This window comes from Streptomyces solicamelliae, from assembly GCF_045348655.1.
In the GTDB taxonomy this organism is placed as follows: Bacteria; Actinomycetota; Actinomycetes; order Streptomycetales; family Streptomycetaceae; genus Streptomyces; species Streptomyces solicamelliae.
The window spans coordinates 2,606,422-2,623,184 of the sequence record NZ_CP160404.1; the positions used below are offsets into that span (position 1 = coordinate 2,606,422).

General features: G+C 68.5%; 14 protein-coding genes. 5 read left to right on the forward strand and 9 right to left on the reverse strand.

The genetic code is table 11. From position 1 onward, the window contains the following. Window positions 1-38: 38 nt before the first annotated feature. Both ABZO31_RS11990 and ABZO31_RS11995 read right to left on the reverse strand, forming a co-directional pair. On the reverse strand, window positions 39-827 hold the full coding sequence (locus ABZO31_RS11990; RefSeq protein WP_406861142.1) for a hypothetical protein: 789 nt from the start codon (window positions 825-827) through the stop codon (window positions 39-41). A 270-nt stretch (window positions 828-1,097) separates the two neighbouring features. After that, the gene (locus ABZO31_RS11995; protein ID WP_406861143.1) at window positions 1,098-2,249 is read right to left on the reverse strand and encodes an ROK family transcriptional regulator; all 1,152 of its coding nucleotides are present in this window, start codon (window positions 2,247-2,249) and stop codon (window positions 1,098-1,100) included. Window positions 2,250-2,305: 56 nt separating this feature from the next. On the opposite strand from ABZO31_RS11995, the gene ABZO31_RS12000 reads away from it, so the two are divergent. Then, window positions 2,306-3,385: a Gfo/Idh/MocA family oxidoreductase gene (locus tag ABZO31_RS12000; RefSeq protein ID WP_406861144.1), complete on the forward strand. Its 1,080-nt coding sequence runs from the start codon at window positions 2,306-2,308 to the stop codon at window positions 3,383-3,385. Window positions 3,386-3,503: 118 nt separating this feature from the next. Here the strand turns inward: ABZO31_RS12000 and ABZO31_RS12005 are convergent, their stop codons facing one another. From ABZO31_RS12005 to ABZO31_RS12020, 4 genes are all read right to left on the reverse strand, one after another. Beyond that, window positions 3,504-4,361 carry a fumarylacetoacetate hydrolase family protein gene (locus tag ABZO31_RS12005; RefSeq protein WP_406861145.1) on the reverse strand — a complete coding sequence of 286 codons (858 nt, stop codon included), beginning with the start codon at window positions 4,359-4,361 and terminating at the stop codon, window positions 3,504-3,506. 124 nt (window positions 4,362-4,485) lie between these two features. Continuing rightward, window positions 4,486-5,184 carry a YidC/Oxa1 family membrane protein insertase gene (locus ABZO31_RS12010; RefSeq protein WP_406861146.1) on the reverse strand — a complete coding sequence of 233 codons (699 nt, stop codon included), beginning with the start codon at window positions 5,182-5,184 and terminating at the stop codon, window positions 4,486-4,488. Window positions 5,185-5,274: 90 nt separating this feature from the next. Further along, on the reverse strand, window positions 5,275-5,568 hold the full coding sequence (locus tag ABZO31_RS12015; RefSeq protein WP_406861147.1) for a DUF6412 domain-containing protein: 294 nt from the start codon (window positions 5,566-5,568) through the stop codon (window positions 5,275-5,277). Window positions 5,569-5,599: 31 nt separating this feature from the next. Beyond that, window positions 5,600-6,376 (reverse strand): class E sortase, encoded by a 777-nt coding sequence (locus ABZO31_RS12020; RefSeq protein ID WP_406861148.1) that lies wholly within the window; start codon window positions 6,374-6,376, stop codon window positions 5,600-5,602. Between the two features lie 84 nt (window positions 6,377-6,460). Between ABZO31_RS12020 and ABZO31_RS12025 the strand changes: the two genes are divergently transcribed. The 3 genes from ABZO31_RS12025 to ABZO31_RS12035 all read left to right on the forward strand — a co-directional run bounded on the left by ABZO31_RS12025 (window position 6,461) and on the right by ABZO31_RS12035 (window position 9,062). After that, a complete protein-coding gene (locus ABZO31_RS12025; RefSeq protein WP_406861149.1) occupies window positions 6,461-7,462 on the forward strand; it encodes a tetratricopeptide repeat protein in 1,002 nt (333 codons plus the stop codon). Between the two features lie 104 nt (window positions 7,463-7,566). Continuing rightward, the gene (locus ABZO31_RS12030; protein WP_406861150.1) at window positions 7,567-8,568 is read left to right on the forward strand and encodes a NaeI family type II restriction endonuclease; all 1,002 of its coding nucleotides are present in this window, start codon (window positions 7,567-7,569) and stop codon (window positions 8,566-8,568) included. Between the two features lie 23 nt (window positions 8,569-8,591). Next, the gene (locus ABZO31_RS12035; RefSeq protein ID WP_406861151.1) at window positions 8,592-9,062 is read left to right on the forward strand and encodes a very short patch repair endonuclease; all 471 of its coding nucleotides are present in this window, start codon (window positions 8,592-8,594) and stop codon (window positions 9,060-9,062) included. Here ABZO31_RS12035 and ABZO31_RS12040 read toward each other — a convergent pair whose 3' ends face one another. After that, a complete protein-coding gene (locus tag ABZO31_RS12040; protein WP_406861152.1) occupies window positions 9,063-10,253 on the reverse strand; it encodes a DNA cytosine methyltransferase in 1,191 nt (396 codons plus the stop codon). 154 nt (window positions 10,254-10,407) lie between these two features. Here ABZO31_RS12040 and ABZO31_RS12045 point away from each other — a divergent pair, with 154 nt between their 5' ends. Continuing rightward, the gene (locus ABZO31_RS12045; protein WP_406861153.1) at window positions 10,408-11,166 is read left to right on the forward strand and encodes an HNH endonuclease; all 759 of its coding nucleotides are present in this window, start codon (window positions 10,408-10,410) and stop codon (window positions 11,164-11,166) included. 566 nt (window positions 11,167-11,732) lie between these two features. Here ABZO31_RS12045 and ABZO31_RS12050 read toward each other — a convergent pair. Continuing rightward, entirely contained in the window at window positions 11,733-14,714 is a 2,982-nt protein-coding gene (locus tag ABZO31_RS12050; protein ID WP_406861154.1) for a Z1 domain-containing protein, read from the reverse strand. Between the two features lie 32 nt (window positions 14,715-14,746). Next, on the reverse strand, window positions 14,747-16,291 hold the full coding sequence (locus tag ABZO31_RS12055; protein ID WP_406861155.1) for an ATP-binding protein: 1,545 nt from the start codon (window positions 16,289-16,291) through the stop codon (window positions 14,747-14,749). Between the last annotated feature and the right edge of the window lie 472 nt (window positions 16,292-16,763).

The window sequence follows — 16,763 nt, forward strand, 5'->3', positions numbered from 1 at the left end:
GCCCCACCCGGCCCGTCCCCACCCCCGACCTCCCCGCCTCAACGGGACCCGCGTCGCCGGACCACCGCCAGCAGTACCGCGCCCGCCACGACCGCCGCACCCGCCCCCACCGCCAGCGCGGCCGCCGCTCGCCGGGCGCCCGTCTGGGCCAGTTCCGGCGGTAGCGGGACGGTCGGGGTGGTGGGCGGTACCCTGTTGCCGGTGAGGCCGTCGTCGCCCTCGGCCTCCCGCTTCGGCGGGGTCGCCGGGCCGCTCGCCCCGCCGATCACCAGCCGGTAGTCGTCCGACTCCCCCACCCAGTCCCCGTCGTCCCCCCGCCGCTGCACGATCGCCGCGTTCGCCACGACCTCGTTCGGCGCGGTGCCCGCGCGGAACGCCAGCCGTACCGGGATCGTCAGCGTCCGCCCCGCCGGTACGGCGAACCCCGGGAAGCCGTCGTCGAAGACGCCGACGTTCTCGTCCTCCTCGGTCCCCTCGAACGTCACCGGCCGCCACCGACGCGCATGCGCGTCGTAGAAGTCGAACCGGATCTGCGTCGGCCGCAGCACCCGGTCGCGGTCGGTGAGCGCGAGGACCGGGTGGACGCTGTCGCACGCCTCGTCCGTCGTGTTCGTGAGGTCCACGTTCCACGTGGCGAACCGCTCCCCCGGCCGGTACACCGCCGGCCCCCCGTGGATCCGCGTGTCGATCGGGAACTCCGGATCGGACACCTTCCCGCACGCCGGCGGCTGGTCCTGCCGCTCCCCGCCGGGTCCGGGCCCCGGTCCGACGGCCACCGCCGCCGGACCGGAGAACAACAGGACGGCGGTACCGGCCGCTCCGCGCACGAGCGCATCGCGCAGCCGCCGGGAAGTGTGTCGCGCTGGCGTGGGTGTGGGCGTGACCTTGGGCATGGGCATGGCTGGACCTGTGCCTTTGCTGCTCGCGGGCGTACGGGTCGCCCGCGACGCTGCCACCCCGACGCGCCCCGCCCCGGGAGCGACGCGGCCCACCCCCCGTACGCCCCACCGAATCCGCCCGATCAGCCCATCATCGGATCAACACACCGGGGCACACACGGACACCCCGGAACCCCCAGCGCTCACTCGCTCACTCGCTCACCGCTCCCCGCCCTTGCCGAACAACGGCGCCAGCACCAACTGCGCCGCCCCCTCCGCCACCGCGTACGCACCCCCGGCCACCCCCACCGGTACGGGCCGCCCTCCGGCCCCCTGCCCCGCCCCCGTACGCCGCCGGGCCAGCGCGCCCAGCACCTCGCCCACGCCCCGGACGAACGGCTCCGGCTCCGCCTCCACGATCCGCCCGCCGAGGACCACCCGGTCGACGTCCAGCAGCGCGACGAGGTTCGCCGCCCCCGTCCCGAGCACCCGCGCCGACTCCGCGACGTCCCCGCGCGCCACCGCGCCGAGACACAGCACCTCCAGGCAGCCGCGCCCGCCGCAGCCGCACGGGGGCCCGTCGAGCTGGACGGTCTGGTGCCCGAACTCCCCCGCCCCGGTCCTCGCCCCCCGGTAGACCGCGCCGCCGAGGACGAGCGCCGCCCCCAGTCCCGTACCGAGGTGCAGGTACGCGAACGACTCCGGCGCCCCGGCGCGCAGCGCGAGCCCGAGCGCGGCGGCGTTGGTGTCCTTGTCGAGGACGACGACCCCGCCGAGCCGCCGCGCCAGCTCGTCGCGGAGCGGGTACCCGTCCCACTGCGGATGCCCGGTCACCCGGTACGGCACCCCGGCGGCATGATCGAGCGGCCCGGGCATGGCGACGCCGACACCGAGCGGCGCGGCAGCCCCGGCACCGAGCGGCGCGGCCGGACCCGGCGACCGACGGCTGGCCTCCTCCGCCACCCCCCGCACCGCGCCCTCGATCGCGCCCAGCACGACCTCCGCCGGCGCCCCGAGGTCCAGCGGCGCCTGCCGCACGCCCACCACCATCCCCGCCAAGTCGACCATTACCGCCGTGAGTTCGTCGCGGTCGAGGTGGACCCCCACCGCGTGACCGGCCTCCGGCACCAGCCGCAGCGCGGTCGCCGGCTTGCCGCCCGTCGACGCGCGCCGCCCCGCGTCCCCGGCCAGCCCCTCCGTACGCAGCCGCGCGGTGATCTTGCTGACGGCCTGCGGCGTGAGCCCGGTCCGCTCGGCCAGCTCGGGCCGGCTCAGCCCGGCCGCCCCGGCCGTCCGCAGCAGGTCGAGGACGAGGGCCGCGTTGTGGCTGCGCAGAGCGGGCTGGTTCGCGCCGGTACGGGTGCTGTTCACCCCTCCATTGTCGCTCCCGCTTGCACTTAGGCAACAGCGTTGCTTAAGTGGCCTCCATGACCCCCCGGACTCCCCTCCGCGTCGCCCTCGTCGGCTACGGCCTCGCCGGCTCCGTCTTCCACGCCCCGCTGATCGCCGCCACCGACGGTCTCGTCCTCGACACCGTCACCACCGGCAACCCGGAGCGCGCGGCGCAGGCCCGCGCCGAGTTCCCCGGCGTACGGGTCGCCGCCTCGCCCGACGAGCTGTGGGACCGGGCGGACGAGCTGGACCTGGTCGTCGTCGCGTCCCCGAACAAGACCCACGTACCGCTCGCCGGCGCGGCGCTCCGGGCCGGCCTCCCGGTCGTCGTCGACAAGCCGGTCGCCGGCACGGCCGCCGAGGCGCGCGGGCTGGCCGCGCTCGCGGAGGAGCAGGGCCTGCTGCTCTCGGTCTTCCAGAACCGCCGCTGGGACAACGACTTCCTCACCCTCCGCGCCCTCGTCGCGGACGGCACGCTCGGCACTGTCCAGCGCTTCGAGTCCCGCTTCGAGCGCTGGCGCCCGCGCCTGAAGGGCGGCTGGCGCGAGTCGGGCGCGCCGGAGGAGATCGGCGGCCTGCTGTACGACCTCGGCAGCCACGTCGTGGACCAGGCGCTGGTGCTGTTCGGCCCGGCCGTCCAGGTGTACGCGGAGTCGGACGTGCGCCGCCCGGGCGCGGAGGCCGACGACGACACCTTCCTCGCGGTCACGCACGCGAACGGCGTCCGCTCCCACCTGTACGTGAGCGCCACGACGGCCCAGCTGGGCCCGCGGTTCCGGGTGCTCGGCGAGCGCGCCGGGTACGTGAAGTACGGCCTGGACCCGCAGGAGGCGGCGCTCCGCGAGGGCCGCCGCCCGGGCTCCACGGAGCCGTGGGGCGTGGAGCCGGAGCAGCTGTGGGGCCGGCTGGGCGCGGGCGAGTCCCCGCTGACGGGCGGCGGGGACCCGGTGGAGTCGCTGCCGGGCGACTACCCGGCGTACTACGCGGCGATCGCTTCCGCTCTCCGCGGCGAGTCCCCGAACCCGGTCACCGCGCTGGAGGCGGCCGCGACCCTGGACGTCCTGGAGGCGGCCCGCCGCTCGGCACGGGAGGGCGTGACGGTCAGGCTCGGGTGAGCCTCCGGCCTTCCGGCCACCTTCCGGCCTTCCGGTCAGGCTCGGGTAAGCCTCCGGCCTTCCGGCCTTCCGGCCTCCGGTCAGACTCGGGTGAACCGGCAGCCCTCCGTCGTGCGCGTCACGCGCCCTTCAGCTCCTGCCGCTGCCGCCCGAGGCCCTCGACCTCGAGCTCCACGACGTCCCCCGGCCGCAGGTACGGCTTGGGCTCCGGCTGCCCCATGGCGACGCCGGCCGGGGTTCCGGTGTTGATGACGTCGCCGGGGTACAGCGTCATGAAGTGGCTGACGTACCGCACGACCTCGGCGACCTTGAAGATCTGGTCCGCGGTGGAGCCGTCCTGCTTGAGCTCGCCGTTCACCCAGAGCTTGAGCGAGAGGGCCTGCGGGTCCGGCACCTCGTCGGCGGTGACCAGCCACGGCCCGAGCGGGTTGAAGGTCTCGCAGTTCTTGCCCTTGTCCCAGGTGCCGCCGCGCTCGATCTGGAACTCGCGCTCGGAGACGTCGTGGGCGACGGCGTACCCGGCGACGTGCGCGAGCGCCTCCTCGTCGGTCTCCAGGTAGCGGGCGGTTCGGCCGATGACGACCGCGAGCTCGACCTCCCAGTCGGTCTTCACCGAGCCGCGCGGTACGAGGACGGTGTCGTCGGGGCCGACGACGGTGTCCGCGGCCTTGAGGAAGACGACCGGCTCGGCGGGCGTCGCGGCGCCGGTCTCGGCGGCGTGGTCGTGGTAGTTCAGGCCGATGCAGACGACCTTGCCGATGCGGCCGACCGGCGGCCCGATCCGCAGCCCGGTGGCGTCGAGCGCGGGCAGCACGCCCGCGCCGGCGGCGGCCCGGATGTGGTCGAGCGCGGACGCGTCGCCGAGCACCCGCCCGTCGATGTCGTCCACCAGCGCGGACAGGTCCCGCAGCGTCCCCTCCTGGTCGAGCAGCGCGGGCCGCTCGGCGCCCGCCGGTCCGACGCGCAGCAGCTTCATGGGTTCTCCCTGTGGTCGAGGTGAGGTGATCCCCGGCCGATGGAGTGCGGCCATCGGAGGTAGATTTGGCCGATCCTCCAAGAATTACGGACCCCCTGCAAGCCCCGGCTCAGTCCTTGGACTCTTACCGAGCGGTAGCCGGGTCGGGAGCGGGAACGGGCGCGGGATAGAGGAACGCGCGCTCGACGGCGGTCCACAAGGTGCTGGTCACGACGTAGAGCGCGGCCGCGAGCGGTACGACGGCGACGGTGACGAGGGTCCCGTACGAGAGCAGCGGCAGCAGGCGGGCGAAGGGGACCGCAGGGGCCGCAGTGACCGCGCTGTCCCGCCGGGCGCGGAGAAACGTGTACGTGGCGACGGCGGCGACGAGGACGAGGATCCCGACGTACACGACACCGGCGCCGCCGAAGACTCCACCGTGCGAGAGGGCGTCAGCCCAGTTGTCCCCAAGGGGCGCGCCGAGAAGAGAATGCCCGGCCATCCGCTCCCCGGAGAACAGATGGAAGAGCAGAAAGAACGCGGGCAACTGCACCAGGCTGGGAAGGCACCCGGCGAGCGGCGACACCTGCTCCCGCGCATGCAGCGCGAGCACCTCCTTCTGCAGCCGCTCGGGATCCTTCCCGTACTTCTCCCGCAGCGCGGCCATCTCGGGCGCGAGCCGCACGCGGGCCTTCTGGCCACGGGCGGCGGCGCGGGAGAGCGGCAGCAGGGCGAGCCGTACGAGCGCGGTGAAGAGGACGATCGCGGCGGCGGTGGAGTTCGGGGCGAACAGCGGCTGGAGCAGCTCGGCGAGCTGCTCGACGAGCGAGGCGAAAACGGACATGGGAGCCCTCCGGGAGAGGTCGTGCCGGAAAAGGGAAAACGGCAGGACGACAACCGGCCGGACACAGACACGGGTACAGAGGGAGAGTGACTAGCCGGCGGTCGTCGACAGAAGACGACGGCCGGGGGCTCGGGGCCGACGACGCCCGGAGGCGTCGGGATCGCGTTGCGGCAGGAAGGCGGTGCGTTGCTCGCGGTCGCGGATGGCGGTCCGTACGCGGGTGGGCGGTACGGCCGGGGCGAGCCGGGCGGTGGCGAGGGCGCTGACGGCCGCGGCGGTGATGACGACGGCGACGGCGGAGAGCGCGGACCCGTCGGCGAGCAGGGCGTGAGTGACGGCGAGGACGAAGAGCACGAGAGAAACGGCCCGACCGGACAGCTGCACGCGCCCCACCCCCTTCCGACGAATCACACGCCTAACTCCTGAGCTTAGCCCAGACGATGAGCCGATAGGTGGAGCTGAACTCGGGTGTGCAGGTGGTGAGCGTGAGATAGGAACCGTCCGTCTCGTACCCGGCGGAGGGGTGGACGAGGCTGCGGGGCACGGGCGCGATGACGCCGGTGTCGCGGGGCGAGGTACGCGCGAGGACCTGGTCGACGACGTACACGTACTCGCGCGCTCGGGTCCGTACCCGGATCTCGTCGCCGCGGCGGAGCCGGTTGATGTACCGGAAGGGCTCGCCGTGGGTGTTGCGATGCCCGGCGAGCGCGAAGTTCCCGACCTGACCGGGCCGGCCGGTGCGCGGGTAGTGCCCGACGTACCCCTTGTCGAGCACCCCGCGCTTGGAGACACCGGGGGCGACGGGCACGGAGAGGGAGAGGGCGGGGATGCGGAGCACGGCGTAGGCGGAGGAGAGGGAGGGTGGCCGGGGTGGGCGGCTCTCGACGGGGGAAGCGGACGGCGAGGGCGCCCCGGGGCCCGAATCCACCGCCTCCGATGCGCCGGCAGGCGCCCCCTCGGGGGATGGTCCGGAAGAAACGTCCCCCCACTCCTCCTCAAGGATCCGCACCTGGCGCTCGGCGCCGAGGCGGGCCTGGTGGTTGGTCCACCAGAGCTGGTGGACGACGAGGAGAAGCACGACGACCCCGAAGGTGACCGCGACCTCGGCGACGGTCCAGAGAACGCGGGCGGCCCAGGTGCGCGGCGCCCGCTGCACGACGACGACACGTCCACGTATCCGTTGCGGCTGCACGGGCGCACGATAGGGGCCGTCCCGTCAACTCACCAGACCGCGCGAGCCCCGCCTCGACTGGCGTACAGCAGTACGGTGTTCACCATGCGCCCCGACACGCCTGCCGACCACACGACCGAAGCCGAGCGTCTGCTGCGGACCGCGTCGACGTACCCCGAGGACCGCGAACCGCTGCTCCTGAGGGCAGCGGCGCATCTGGAACTGGCGGGCGACCGTGCCCGCGCGACGGAGTTGTACGACACGCTGCTCGGCGGCGATCCGGGCAACCCCTCCCTGATCCGCGCGCTGAAGGCCGCGAACCTGTGGGAGTACGGCCACGAGGCGGAGGCCAGGGCGATCATCGACGGCGTGCGGAGGTCGGCCCCCGGGGACGCGGCGCCGTGGGAGATCGTCGCGGAGACGCTGGAGGCCCACGACGAGCTGGAGCAGTCGGAGTCGACGTTCACGGAGGCGGCGCGGCTGCTGGCGGCGGAGGGCTCGGACGACCTCCCGTACGCGACCCAGTCCCTCCTGATCTCCCGCCACAGGGTGCGGCGCATGCTGGCTCTCCCCCACGACGCGTGGGACACCCGCGCGGACGGTTTGCACACGGGCGCGGTCGCCCTGGACGAACTGCACGACCCGAAGCGCCTGTGGTCGCTCGGCTCGGACGACCCGGCGGAACTGCAGGCGGAGATCACGAGGCTCCGCAGCGAGTTGGGCTCGTACCGCACCGCGCTCTCCCGCCCGTTCCCGGTGGCGGTCCTGCACTGGCCGGAACGGGAACTGGACGAGCTCCTGGCGTCCTACCCGGAGCTGGAGGCGGAGTACCCCACGTACCGGGCCCACCTCACGGACCTGGAGGCCTCCCTCCGCGAACTCTCCGCCGCCGGCACCCCGAACCTGGGCATCGTCCCGGCCACGGTCCCCTCCTACGAAGCCTTCGCCGCCTCGGAAACCTCCACCCCGGCCAACCCCGCCCTCCTCCCCCAGTACGCCACCACCCTGGCCGCCCGAGGCCGAGCCACTCCATGGCCTCCGGCCCGGGGGGCGGCGTGCTGGTGCGGCTCGACCAACACCTACGCGACGTGCCACGGGGCGGAGTAACGCCCCGGCAACCTGACGAACATCGCGTCACCGGGAACTCAGCTCGCCCCTCACGAGTCATTCTGTGGTACGAATCCGTCCCACCGTCATCAGAGGAGCCCGAGTTGACCCTGTTCGACCCGTCCGCGCTCTCCTCCACCGTGCACGACGACCCCGAGCTCATGCTGGTCCGGCAGTACTGGCTGAGTGTGGACCCCAGGGGAGAGCGTTTCGGTCGGGTACTTCGCGACACCATCGACCAACTGCTCGATGGCGAGCACACAGGCCGCTTCGACTGGAACGACCTGCACAAGACAGAAAAGACCCACGCGGGAACTCTGGTCGAGATCAATCTGCTCCGGGAGTTCGGCCTCAAGAGCGGTGTCGACATGGATTATCTGATCGAAGGAATCGAGGTCGACTGCAAGTTCTCGCAGACACCGTACGGCTGGATGATTCCCCCGGAGGCTCTGGACGAGATCTGCCTGGTCGTGTGGGCTGATGATTGGGAGAAGAAGTGGAGCGCGGGGTTGCTCCGCGCGAATCGCGCCAAGCTCACCACGAGCGGAAATGTCACGAAGAAGGGAAACCGTGACGGGAAGTTCCGGCTGACGAAGAAGGACCGGGACCTCGTGCACTGGCTCTGGTTCGAGCAGCCTCTTGAAGAAAACCTCCTGCTCCACCTTGACAGGGACACTCAGGCTGCCATCCTCACCGCCGGCGCAGGATCGAAGCGCAGCCCGGGCCAGGCAAAGGTCAACGAGTTGTTCCGCCGCGTACAGAAGCGCCGGATCAGCCGCACCGTCATCAGGACGCTAGCCCAGCAGAAGGACTACATGAAACGCGTCCGCGGGGACGGAGGCGCACGCGACAGGCTTCGCGACGAGGGGATCCTGATCTGCGGCGACTACCCCAGCCACAAGAAGGTGGCGGAAGCACTGGGCCTTCCCATACCGCAGGAGGGTGAGAGTCTCGGCGTTCGCGTCGTGGAGGCCAAGCCCCACCACGCGGGCCACCCGCAAATACTGCTTGACGGTCGCTGCTGGGTCGTCGCCGGGCACGATGACGGCCGTGAGCGGGCGCCTCTCCTCCCCTCTACGAAGAAGGGGGCTTCGTCGGGGGACTAGCCTCTCCCACAGGAGGAGAGGCAGTGCAGACACACGAAGCATGGACGCCGCCGGAAGGCTCGTGGGCCTCTTCGGAGGCCCGCCGCCGCAACATGCAGGCGATCCGCAGCCGGGACACGAAGCCCGAGCAGCTGGTCAGGCGGCTTCTCCATGCCCAAGGGCTGCGCTACCGGGTAGCGGCCAGGCCGCTACCCGATCTGCGCCGGACCGCAGACATCGTCTTCCGTCCAGTCAGGGTCGCCGTATTCATCGATGGCTGCTACTGGCACGGCTGCCCTGTGCATTACGTGCCACCGAAGACGAATCCTGGGTACTGGTCGGACAAGGTGGCGCGGAACATGGCGCGTGACCGTGACACCGATCAGCGACTCGAAGAGGCCGGATGGACCGTACTGCGGTTCTGGGAGCACGAGCCTTCATCTGAGTGCGCGGCCCGGATCGCAGCCGAGGTGGAGAAGCGTCGTGCCCGTGCGCGAGGCACGGGCACGACGTGATCAGGATTCCTTGGCGTCCCGTTCCCGGGCGGCCTTCAGGACATCCATGATCGACCGGCCTACTGCTTCGGCGACTGGCGGCGGGAAGGCGTTGCCGACCTGCCGGTACTGAGCCGTCTTACCACCGTCGAAGATCCAGTCTTTCGGAAAGCCCTGGATGATCGCCGCCTGCTCGACGGTCAGCATCGGCCCATCAGGACCGAAGAGGTCCCGATCTTCCGATCCCTTCTTCTGGCACGTCTCGATGTCATTAGCCACACCGAGACCGGACACGCCCAGTTGCTTCCAGGCGGCCTTGGCCCTGCTGGGGCCAAGGTCAGCCCCGCCGTGCTTCTTGGACCCGCCCACAAGCGTGGGGGCAATGCCGGCGCTGTCTTTGGCCTTCAGCTCCTCGTGGCGCTCAGTCGCCCTCCGATGCCACCGGGCATAGGCCTCGCGCGCTTCCCGGTCCCGCGGCCCGTCGTAGTACGCCTCGTACCGCTTCTCCATCGACGTCCTGAGGGCCCTGACGACGCTCACCGCCTCCTCATGCGTCGGCGTCGGCCATTCGTACTTCACGTCCTTGAGGACGTCGTTGCGGATGGCGACGAGGATCGCGCGGGGCCGGAGCTGCGGAACGCCGAAGTCACTGGCTTCCAGAAGGCCCCAGTGACACACCTTGTACCCGAGCCCCGTGTCTGCGACGAGGGAGCCGTCCTCCCCCAGGTACGTACCACCCTGCAGCTTGGCCTCGATGAAGTCCCGGTAATCGGAGAATTTCGGGTCCAGGATCCCGCGAACGTTCTCGATCATCACCGCCCGCGGCTTCAACGTCTCCACGAGCTTGAGCATGCGCGGGAAGAGATCCCGCTCGTCGTCCCTGCCCAGCTGCTTGCCAGCGTGAGAAAAGGGCGGGCACGGAACGCCGCCTGCGAGCAGATCCAGTTCCTCCTGCTGCAGGGGGCGGCCGTACCTCTTCAGATCCCTGCTGTGATCAAACTCGTTGACGTCCTTATGCAGCAGGTCACAGTGCTGCTTCTCCCACGCCCAGTCCTCCCGCGAGTCGATGTTGCGCTGCAGAGTTGCCGCCGCATGCTTGTCGATCTCCACGAGCGCAAGATGCCTGAATCCCGCCGCATGCAGCCCAATAGCCTGCCCGCCGGCTCCAGCACAGATCTCGATTGAAGTGAACTCCGCCTCAGTGCCGGTCATGCACCCTCCTTCGACCACGTACCTCGCTGGCGCCTTGCCCACCAGTCATCACAGAGAGTGACAGACCCCACTGACAACGCCCCCCTAGTGTGCGGCATCGCCGCACACCTCCTGACACTCCACACGCCACACGAACACTTATACGATGCGCAGCATGGCGCAAATCTCCTGGGTAAGAGACGAACTGCTGCTTGCCTGCGCGCTCGTCATCGAAAACGGGTGGCGCGAACTGCGCCAGACCGATCCGCGCGTGCATGAGCTGTCCGATCTGCTCCGCTCTCTCCCGCTCCACGGGGACGCAGCCGTAGACCCGCGATTCCGCTCGCCCAACAGCGTCAGCCGCAAGACTACGGACATCGCCACGGCTCACCCCGACTACGCGGGCGAAGCGACCAAGGGCGGCCGCCCCACCCAGCAGGTCGTTGCGGACTTCCTCAAGAACGAGTCCGAGATGCTCGCTGCCGCCCAGGCCCTCCAGGCCGGCATCGCAAGTGGCGAGCTGCACCTCATCCCCGCGCAGCCTGGCGAGACTGCCGAGGACGGAGAGACCAACGCCCGCGAAGGCCGACTGCTCGCCCGCTGGGCCCTCTACCGCGAACGGGACCGCGGGCTGAGGGACCGCAAGATCAAGCAGGCAAGGAAGCTGAACCAGCCTCTCCACTGCGAGGTCTGCACGTTCGACTTCGGCGCTGCCTACGGTCCGCTCGGCGCCGGCTACGTGGAGGTCCACCACCGGCTGCCCCTTCACGTCTCCGGCCCCCGCGACACCAAGCTCAAGGACCTTGCATTCCTCTGCGCGAACTGCCACCGAATGTGCCACCGGAGCCACGAAGGAGAAAGCTGGCGCACTCCGGAAGAACTGCGCGCAGAGCTGCGCAAGGGCGGCGGTCACGCCGCCTCGGACCCCGCGTAGAACTGCTGCGCGCGGGCCAATGCGTCCGGATCACCCCCTGCAAGGCAAGCCAGACCAGGCGATCGGGGATCAGGGTGCCCGCGGCCTCCTGGTTCACCTTTGACCGTGCTGGCCAGGGCGAGCCGTGGATCCCACCAGCTCGCGGTATCCGTCCAGAGCGGTGGACGCACGACGCGCGCGCACACATTGCTTCAGCCACAAGAGACGGCTCGCACTACACCGCCTTCCCCAGGCTGGTTACACGAATGTCCCAGCCAATCGACATCGAGGCCAGAAGGTGAACTCCGCGGCCGCACTCGGCATCACACGCGTCCGCCCGAACCGCCTCAAGAGTGGCACCACAGAACTCTTGCCATGCAGCTCCACGCGCAGCCGACTACCGCTCCCCTCAAGCACGAGCACGGCCGGAGCGCCTTCCCCCACATGCTTGATGCGTTCGACACCAGCTCGGTCACGACGAGCTCCACTTCGTCGACCGCAGCCAGCGCACCCCACTCCGCAGCGCACCGCTGTGGCACGGTTGGCCGGCGAAGCCGCCCAACCGTGCCATGTCAGTGTGTGGTCAGTCAGAGATGTGCGTCCACGATCGCACTGTCAGCGTGACGGGAGTCCTTGGCCTGGAATCGGACAAGCTGACGCGTTGAATTGATCGCAGACTTCGGCGGCACGAGAGTGAACGCCATGACCACCTTGGCGGGGTCTGCCACCCCTCGGCTGATCGCCGCGAGCACATCCTGGTCCGCCTTGCCTTCAACCACCGGATAGACCAGCGCCACACCGGTGTTAGGGCCCACAACAGCACCCATTGCAGCCGTCGCCCCGCCATCCGCTGCGACCTCGATCAGATGCTTCGCCACCACCTGATGCTCGACACTCGCGATTCGGCCGAACGACGACTTCCCATCCTGCCGACTACGACGCACGAGTGTGAGCGGCACAGATCCCAGAAGAGACGCCTCAGCCGCCCCCTGCGACAGCTGCGGTGCGATCAGCAGCCAGTCATCCACGGTGGCCAGGCGCCCGTCCAACTGCGCCAAGTAGCGCAAGTGCGGCTGGAAATGGCCCTCCCGCTCCCACTCCAGGCTGCTGAGGACCGAGAGGAGTTCTGCATGCCCGATGCGGGCTGTGAGCGCGGCAAACGACCGTCCCGCTCCCCCAGTGCCGTCTCCCGGCACACCGAACCGCGCGGGGTGCTGAGGAAGAAGCTTCAGCACAGAACTCCAGCGCTCTGTGTTTCGGCGCAAAGCCGCCGCCGACTGCGGGTACGCCGCCGGCTCAATGGGCTTACCAGGCGAGCGCACCTCCACGAGTTCTGCATTGAACATCTTGTTACGGGCGGAGGGTCTGATCCATGGCAGGTGCTGCGCAACGAGCGGAGGCACCTGGGCAGGGGTGACCTGTGGCTTCCCGTCGATGAGCTCGGCGTACTGGGCAAGCTGCTGACGGAACAGCTCCTCATCGCGGCAAATCGCTTCGAATGCCTCGTAGAGATCTGCTGACGAAGTCTTCGTCATCGGCTCCTCACGCCCGATGTACAGGCGCACCAGGTCCCGATAGCCCGGACGGAACCCGAACCAGCGGCCCATCTGCATGAGCGTGTCCGCTTGCTTGGTCGTACGCCGGTAGTAGGTGATGGTGAGGCCCTCGACCGTAAAACCGCGGGAGAGCTTGGTGCCTCCGACGAGGATCTTCCACACGTTGGGCGTGCGGTCGAAGTCAAGGTCCATCTGCTCGAAGTACCGGTCGGAGTCGCCATTGACTACGACAACAGGATTGCCACCCTTGGCGATGAGCTGTCGCGCTCGGCTGACATACGGACGCAATTCCTCGTAGGAGACCGGGTTAGGCAAGTCTCTTGCCCGTGCCCCCGAGACCTGCGCGAAGTCCGCGGCCCACAGGGCTCCCAGGCGCGCGTGCCCCTCCGACGAGGCGTACCCGGCTTCGTGCCACATGGTGTTGATACGCAGCGCGAGGGCGGCGTGGTCGTCCATCCGGACGGACTGGTGTACAAGCATGGTGTGGTGACGGAAAGGCCCCTCGGGCACGCCATGGTCGGCGCGGAAGAGTTTCAACGCACCGGTGAGCAGAAAACTGTCCATGGCCTCCTGCAGGCGGTCATCTGCGCTGTCCCAGATACCGCGGACATGAGCCTCCTGCTGCGAGTTGGCAACAGTGCGTTCCGAGGGGGCCAGAGAGGAATCGAGGTCATGGAAGTCCTGAACGCCCATATACCCATGGGGACGGGGCAGGGAGATCAGGAAGTCGCTGGGGAAGATGTCCTCAGAGTCTCCAGGGTCCACAAAGACGTTCGCGAAGGGAGTAGCCGTGTAACCGACGTACTGAGCACGCGGAAGAAGTCCGAGCAGCTGTGAGATCAGTCCGTTGATTGCTGTGCGCTCAACGGAGTCCTTCTCCCATTTCCTGGGATCAATCGTATTCACCGACGCCTGGTCGGATTCGTCGTCGATGATCAGCGCCGGCAGTTCGCCGAGGATTCCATGGATCTGCTTGAGATCCTGGACCAGCTTCTTCAGCACGGACTTGTTCTTCTTCACGACCAGAACCCGGGCAGCCGCGTGATGCAGGTTCACCGGATCGTAAAGCGGCAGCGCATGCTCCCGCTTCTCAATCTCCAAAGCCCGGATTCCCCGTGCGAGACTCTTGTAGTCGTTGTCGCGCGTCGTGAGGCGTTCGATGTCAAATGCGTTCAGCGTCGACGGCCGACCTCCGTGCTGCACGAAGTCTGGCCAGTCGGCGTCGTCTCCCACATAGTCAATCCCGACGAGGCTGTCGACATCGCCCGGATCGGCGCCACGAAGGATGTTTTCCTGGCCGATCAGCTCCATATCGAGACGGCGCTGGGTCTGGGCCCGCAGCAGGTTGAGTGTCCCGCCGAGGACAATGACAAGCCGGTAGCCCGCATCGATGGCCTTCGCCGTAACGCCAGTGAAGTTCGCGGTCTTGCCGGACTGGACGTAGCCGACGACCAAGCCTTTGGCCTGCCGGGCGGCATCCTGTTCGGGGTCAGCGAGACGTTCGACAACGGCGTGGCTGGCTGCGTCGAGACTGGCGATCGCCTCCTCGGACCAGCCCTTCGCCCGAAGCTTCCCCTCGTACGCCTTCCAGTAGAAGGAGCGGGCTGCAGCACGCTCCGTCGTGTACCAGGGCACATGCTCCGGGGCAATGACCGTAGTCCCGGCCATGCGTGACACCGGAACAGCGGCATCGAGGATCTTGCGGAGGTCATCACTGAACTGAAGCCGGTCGTACGCCGCAGCTCGCCGCTGGTCTGTACGAGGCCTCGTCCCCGATGCCCAACGCGGATTCTCTGCGAAGTCCCACGCAGTCAGCGCCCTGGCCCACAGTGCGGTGAGCGCTCCGCCCCGCCCGGCGTCCTCGGCCAGACGCAAGCGGAACGTCTCCTCGGTAATATCAGCACCCGGGAAATCATCTTCGGCCGCCAATTCAGCAGATTTCACAAAATGACGCGGGCTAGCCGTCATCCCGTTCAGAACCTCGGCGTGAATTTCCAGGAGTATATCGGTCAACTCCATCTCCTTGATTTCGGAGGTTTTACTGTTCAAGAATCGGGACGGGTACGACGGTCACGCTGAGCATTTACGGCTGCAAGCAGAATGCTGTTCCAGTAATCAATGCGGTCTGCCCGCTTCTTCTCCCAGCGACCAAGACCGAAGCAGTCTTGGAGGAGCAGATACAGCAGCGTCTTGGTTACGGGCGCATCGTTCGACCCGCCACGGCGTCCATCGTTGAAGTCGTCCCTGAAGTTCTTGTTGATGAGGATGGCGTAGTCGTCCCGGTCAAGGTCGAAAAACCGTCCGTCGGGGAGCGAAACCCACTCAATCCGAATGGGGTCCTCACCGGCCTTGAGCAGGAGTTCTTCACGGACCGCGCGCTTCACCTTGGGGTCGAACCCCTTGCCCGGCGCAATCACCGACGGCCGCTCGACGACAGACCGTGAAGCACCTTCCCGGTAGGCCGCTTCGGCGTCGGCGAGAAACACCCGAAACGAGTTGCCCCCGCCATCAGTCGCGCGCTCTACGCCAGCCGTGAAGGCTGGCGTGACGTGCACTCCGTCCTTCTTGACTGTGAGGCTGAAGACCTCTCCCGGCTGGTCCGGCAGATCAACTGCGATGCGCGCCAGCACCATGTGCCCCTCAGAGGTACGCAAGTCGTTCCACCCCCCGGCCTGTACCAGCCGGTCATTCCGGTAGAAGTAGAACCCCTGCCGCTCATGCACTGCTCCGATCTGACGGAAGCCAGCCAAGTTGGATTTCGCCGGCCAGACGTGAGCTTCGAGTGCCACGTCCCCAACCCCCTCCATCGAAGTCAGGAACTTCTTGGGGTAGCCGGGCTTCCCGGGCACCTTGTACCCGAACGGATCCAGCGCGTCGACGCCGATATGGTCTGTCTCCTCGCCGGTAGAGACGTCCCACACGGCAATGTCGAGCTTCAGGCCACGCGCGAGAAAGCGGTGCAGGTAGAGACCCAGGTGCGTCTCAAGCCGGGTTATCGCCTTGGACAGATAATGCTCACTCTGCCCGGGTGCGACGGTCTCGAAGGAGCGCACCCTGTCCCAGCGAACGATCGTGCCCTGCCACTCGATGAGCCCGTCATAGACGTCGATCTGCTGCTGAGCGAAGTCGGGATCAACAGCGTCGCAGCGGAAGCCATCCTCGATGCCCTCCACCGTGAGCTTGCGTCCGGCTGGAGCGCTGCGCTTAGTGCGGCTTATGACAGTCAGCGACCGCGCATGAGAGAGGGAAGCCGCTTTCAGCCCTGTTCCGTACATACCAAGCGCCTGACCGTCGTACCTGCGGCGACGTCCGACGGTCATGGCGTGGTCGAGCCCAGCAGCGTCCATGCCACAGCCGTTGTCCAGAACGAGCAACGAGACGATCCGGTCGCTGTCGCGGAGAAAGTGCACGACGACAGAGTCCGCCCCGGCGTCGATCGAGTTGTCTACGAGGTCAGCGACCGCGGCCTCGAACCCATACCCCTGGTTCGTCAGCGCCTTCGCATAGCCGGCGTCGGGCGGCAAGTGCATGCTTCCGCTCACGGGCACGTCGTACTGCCAGCTGTCACGAAGAGATTCGGATGAGGACATGCGTTCGCGACTCCTTGCGCGCACAGGGGCCGGGGCGCCGCAGGCAGAACGCCGCCCCGTCAGTTCGGTACTTCACATGTAAGCCACATTGAACATTGTTCGCGGAAGAAAAGTGAAGATTCTCAACCTGAGAGCCGCTGAGCATGGCCGCGCTTGGGGTCACGCTGTGACGGATGGCAGTCTTGGCCACGGTTTGGACACGTTGCTCCCTTGGGGGGTGGGGCGTGGAAGCATCGGGCTTCCTTCGTAGGAGTTCGGTGGCCAAGGGGGGCTTGGTGCGCGTGGGTTCGGTGGGGATGGGTAGATCCGGCGGGGTTCTTGCTGCGGTGGTAGTGGGGGCGCTTGCGGTCGCGGGGTGTGGGGCTTCGGGGAGCGGGGGTGCTGGCGCCAAGGGGGCTTCTGCCGTTGCCCCTTCCGAGTCGGCTACTCCGTCTGTCAGTCCTTCCGCCAGTCCGGAGCGGGTGACGTTGAC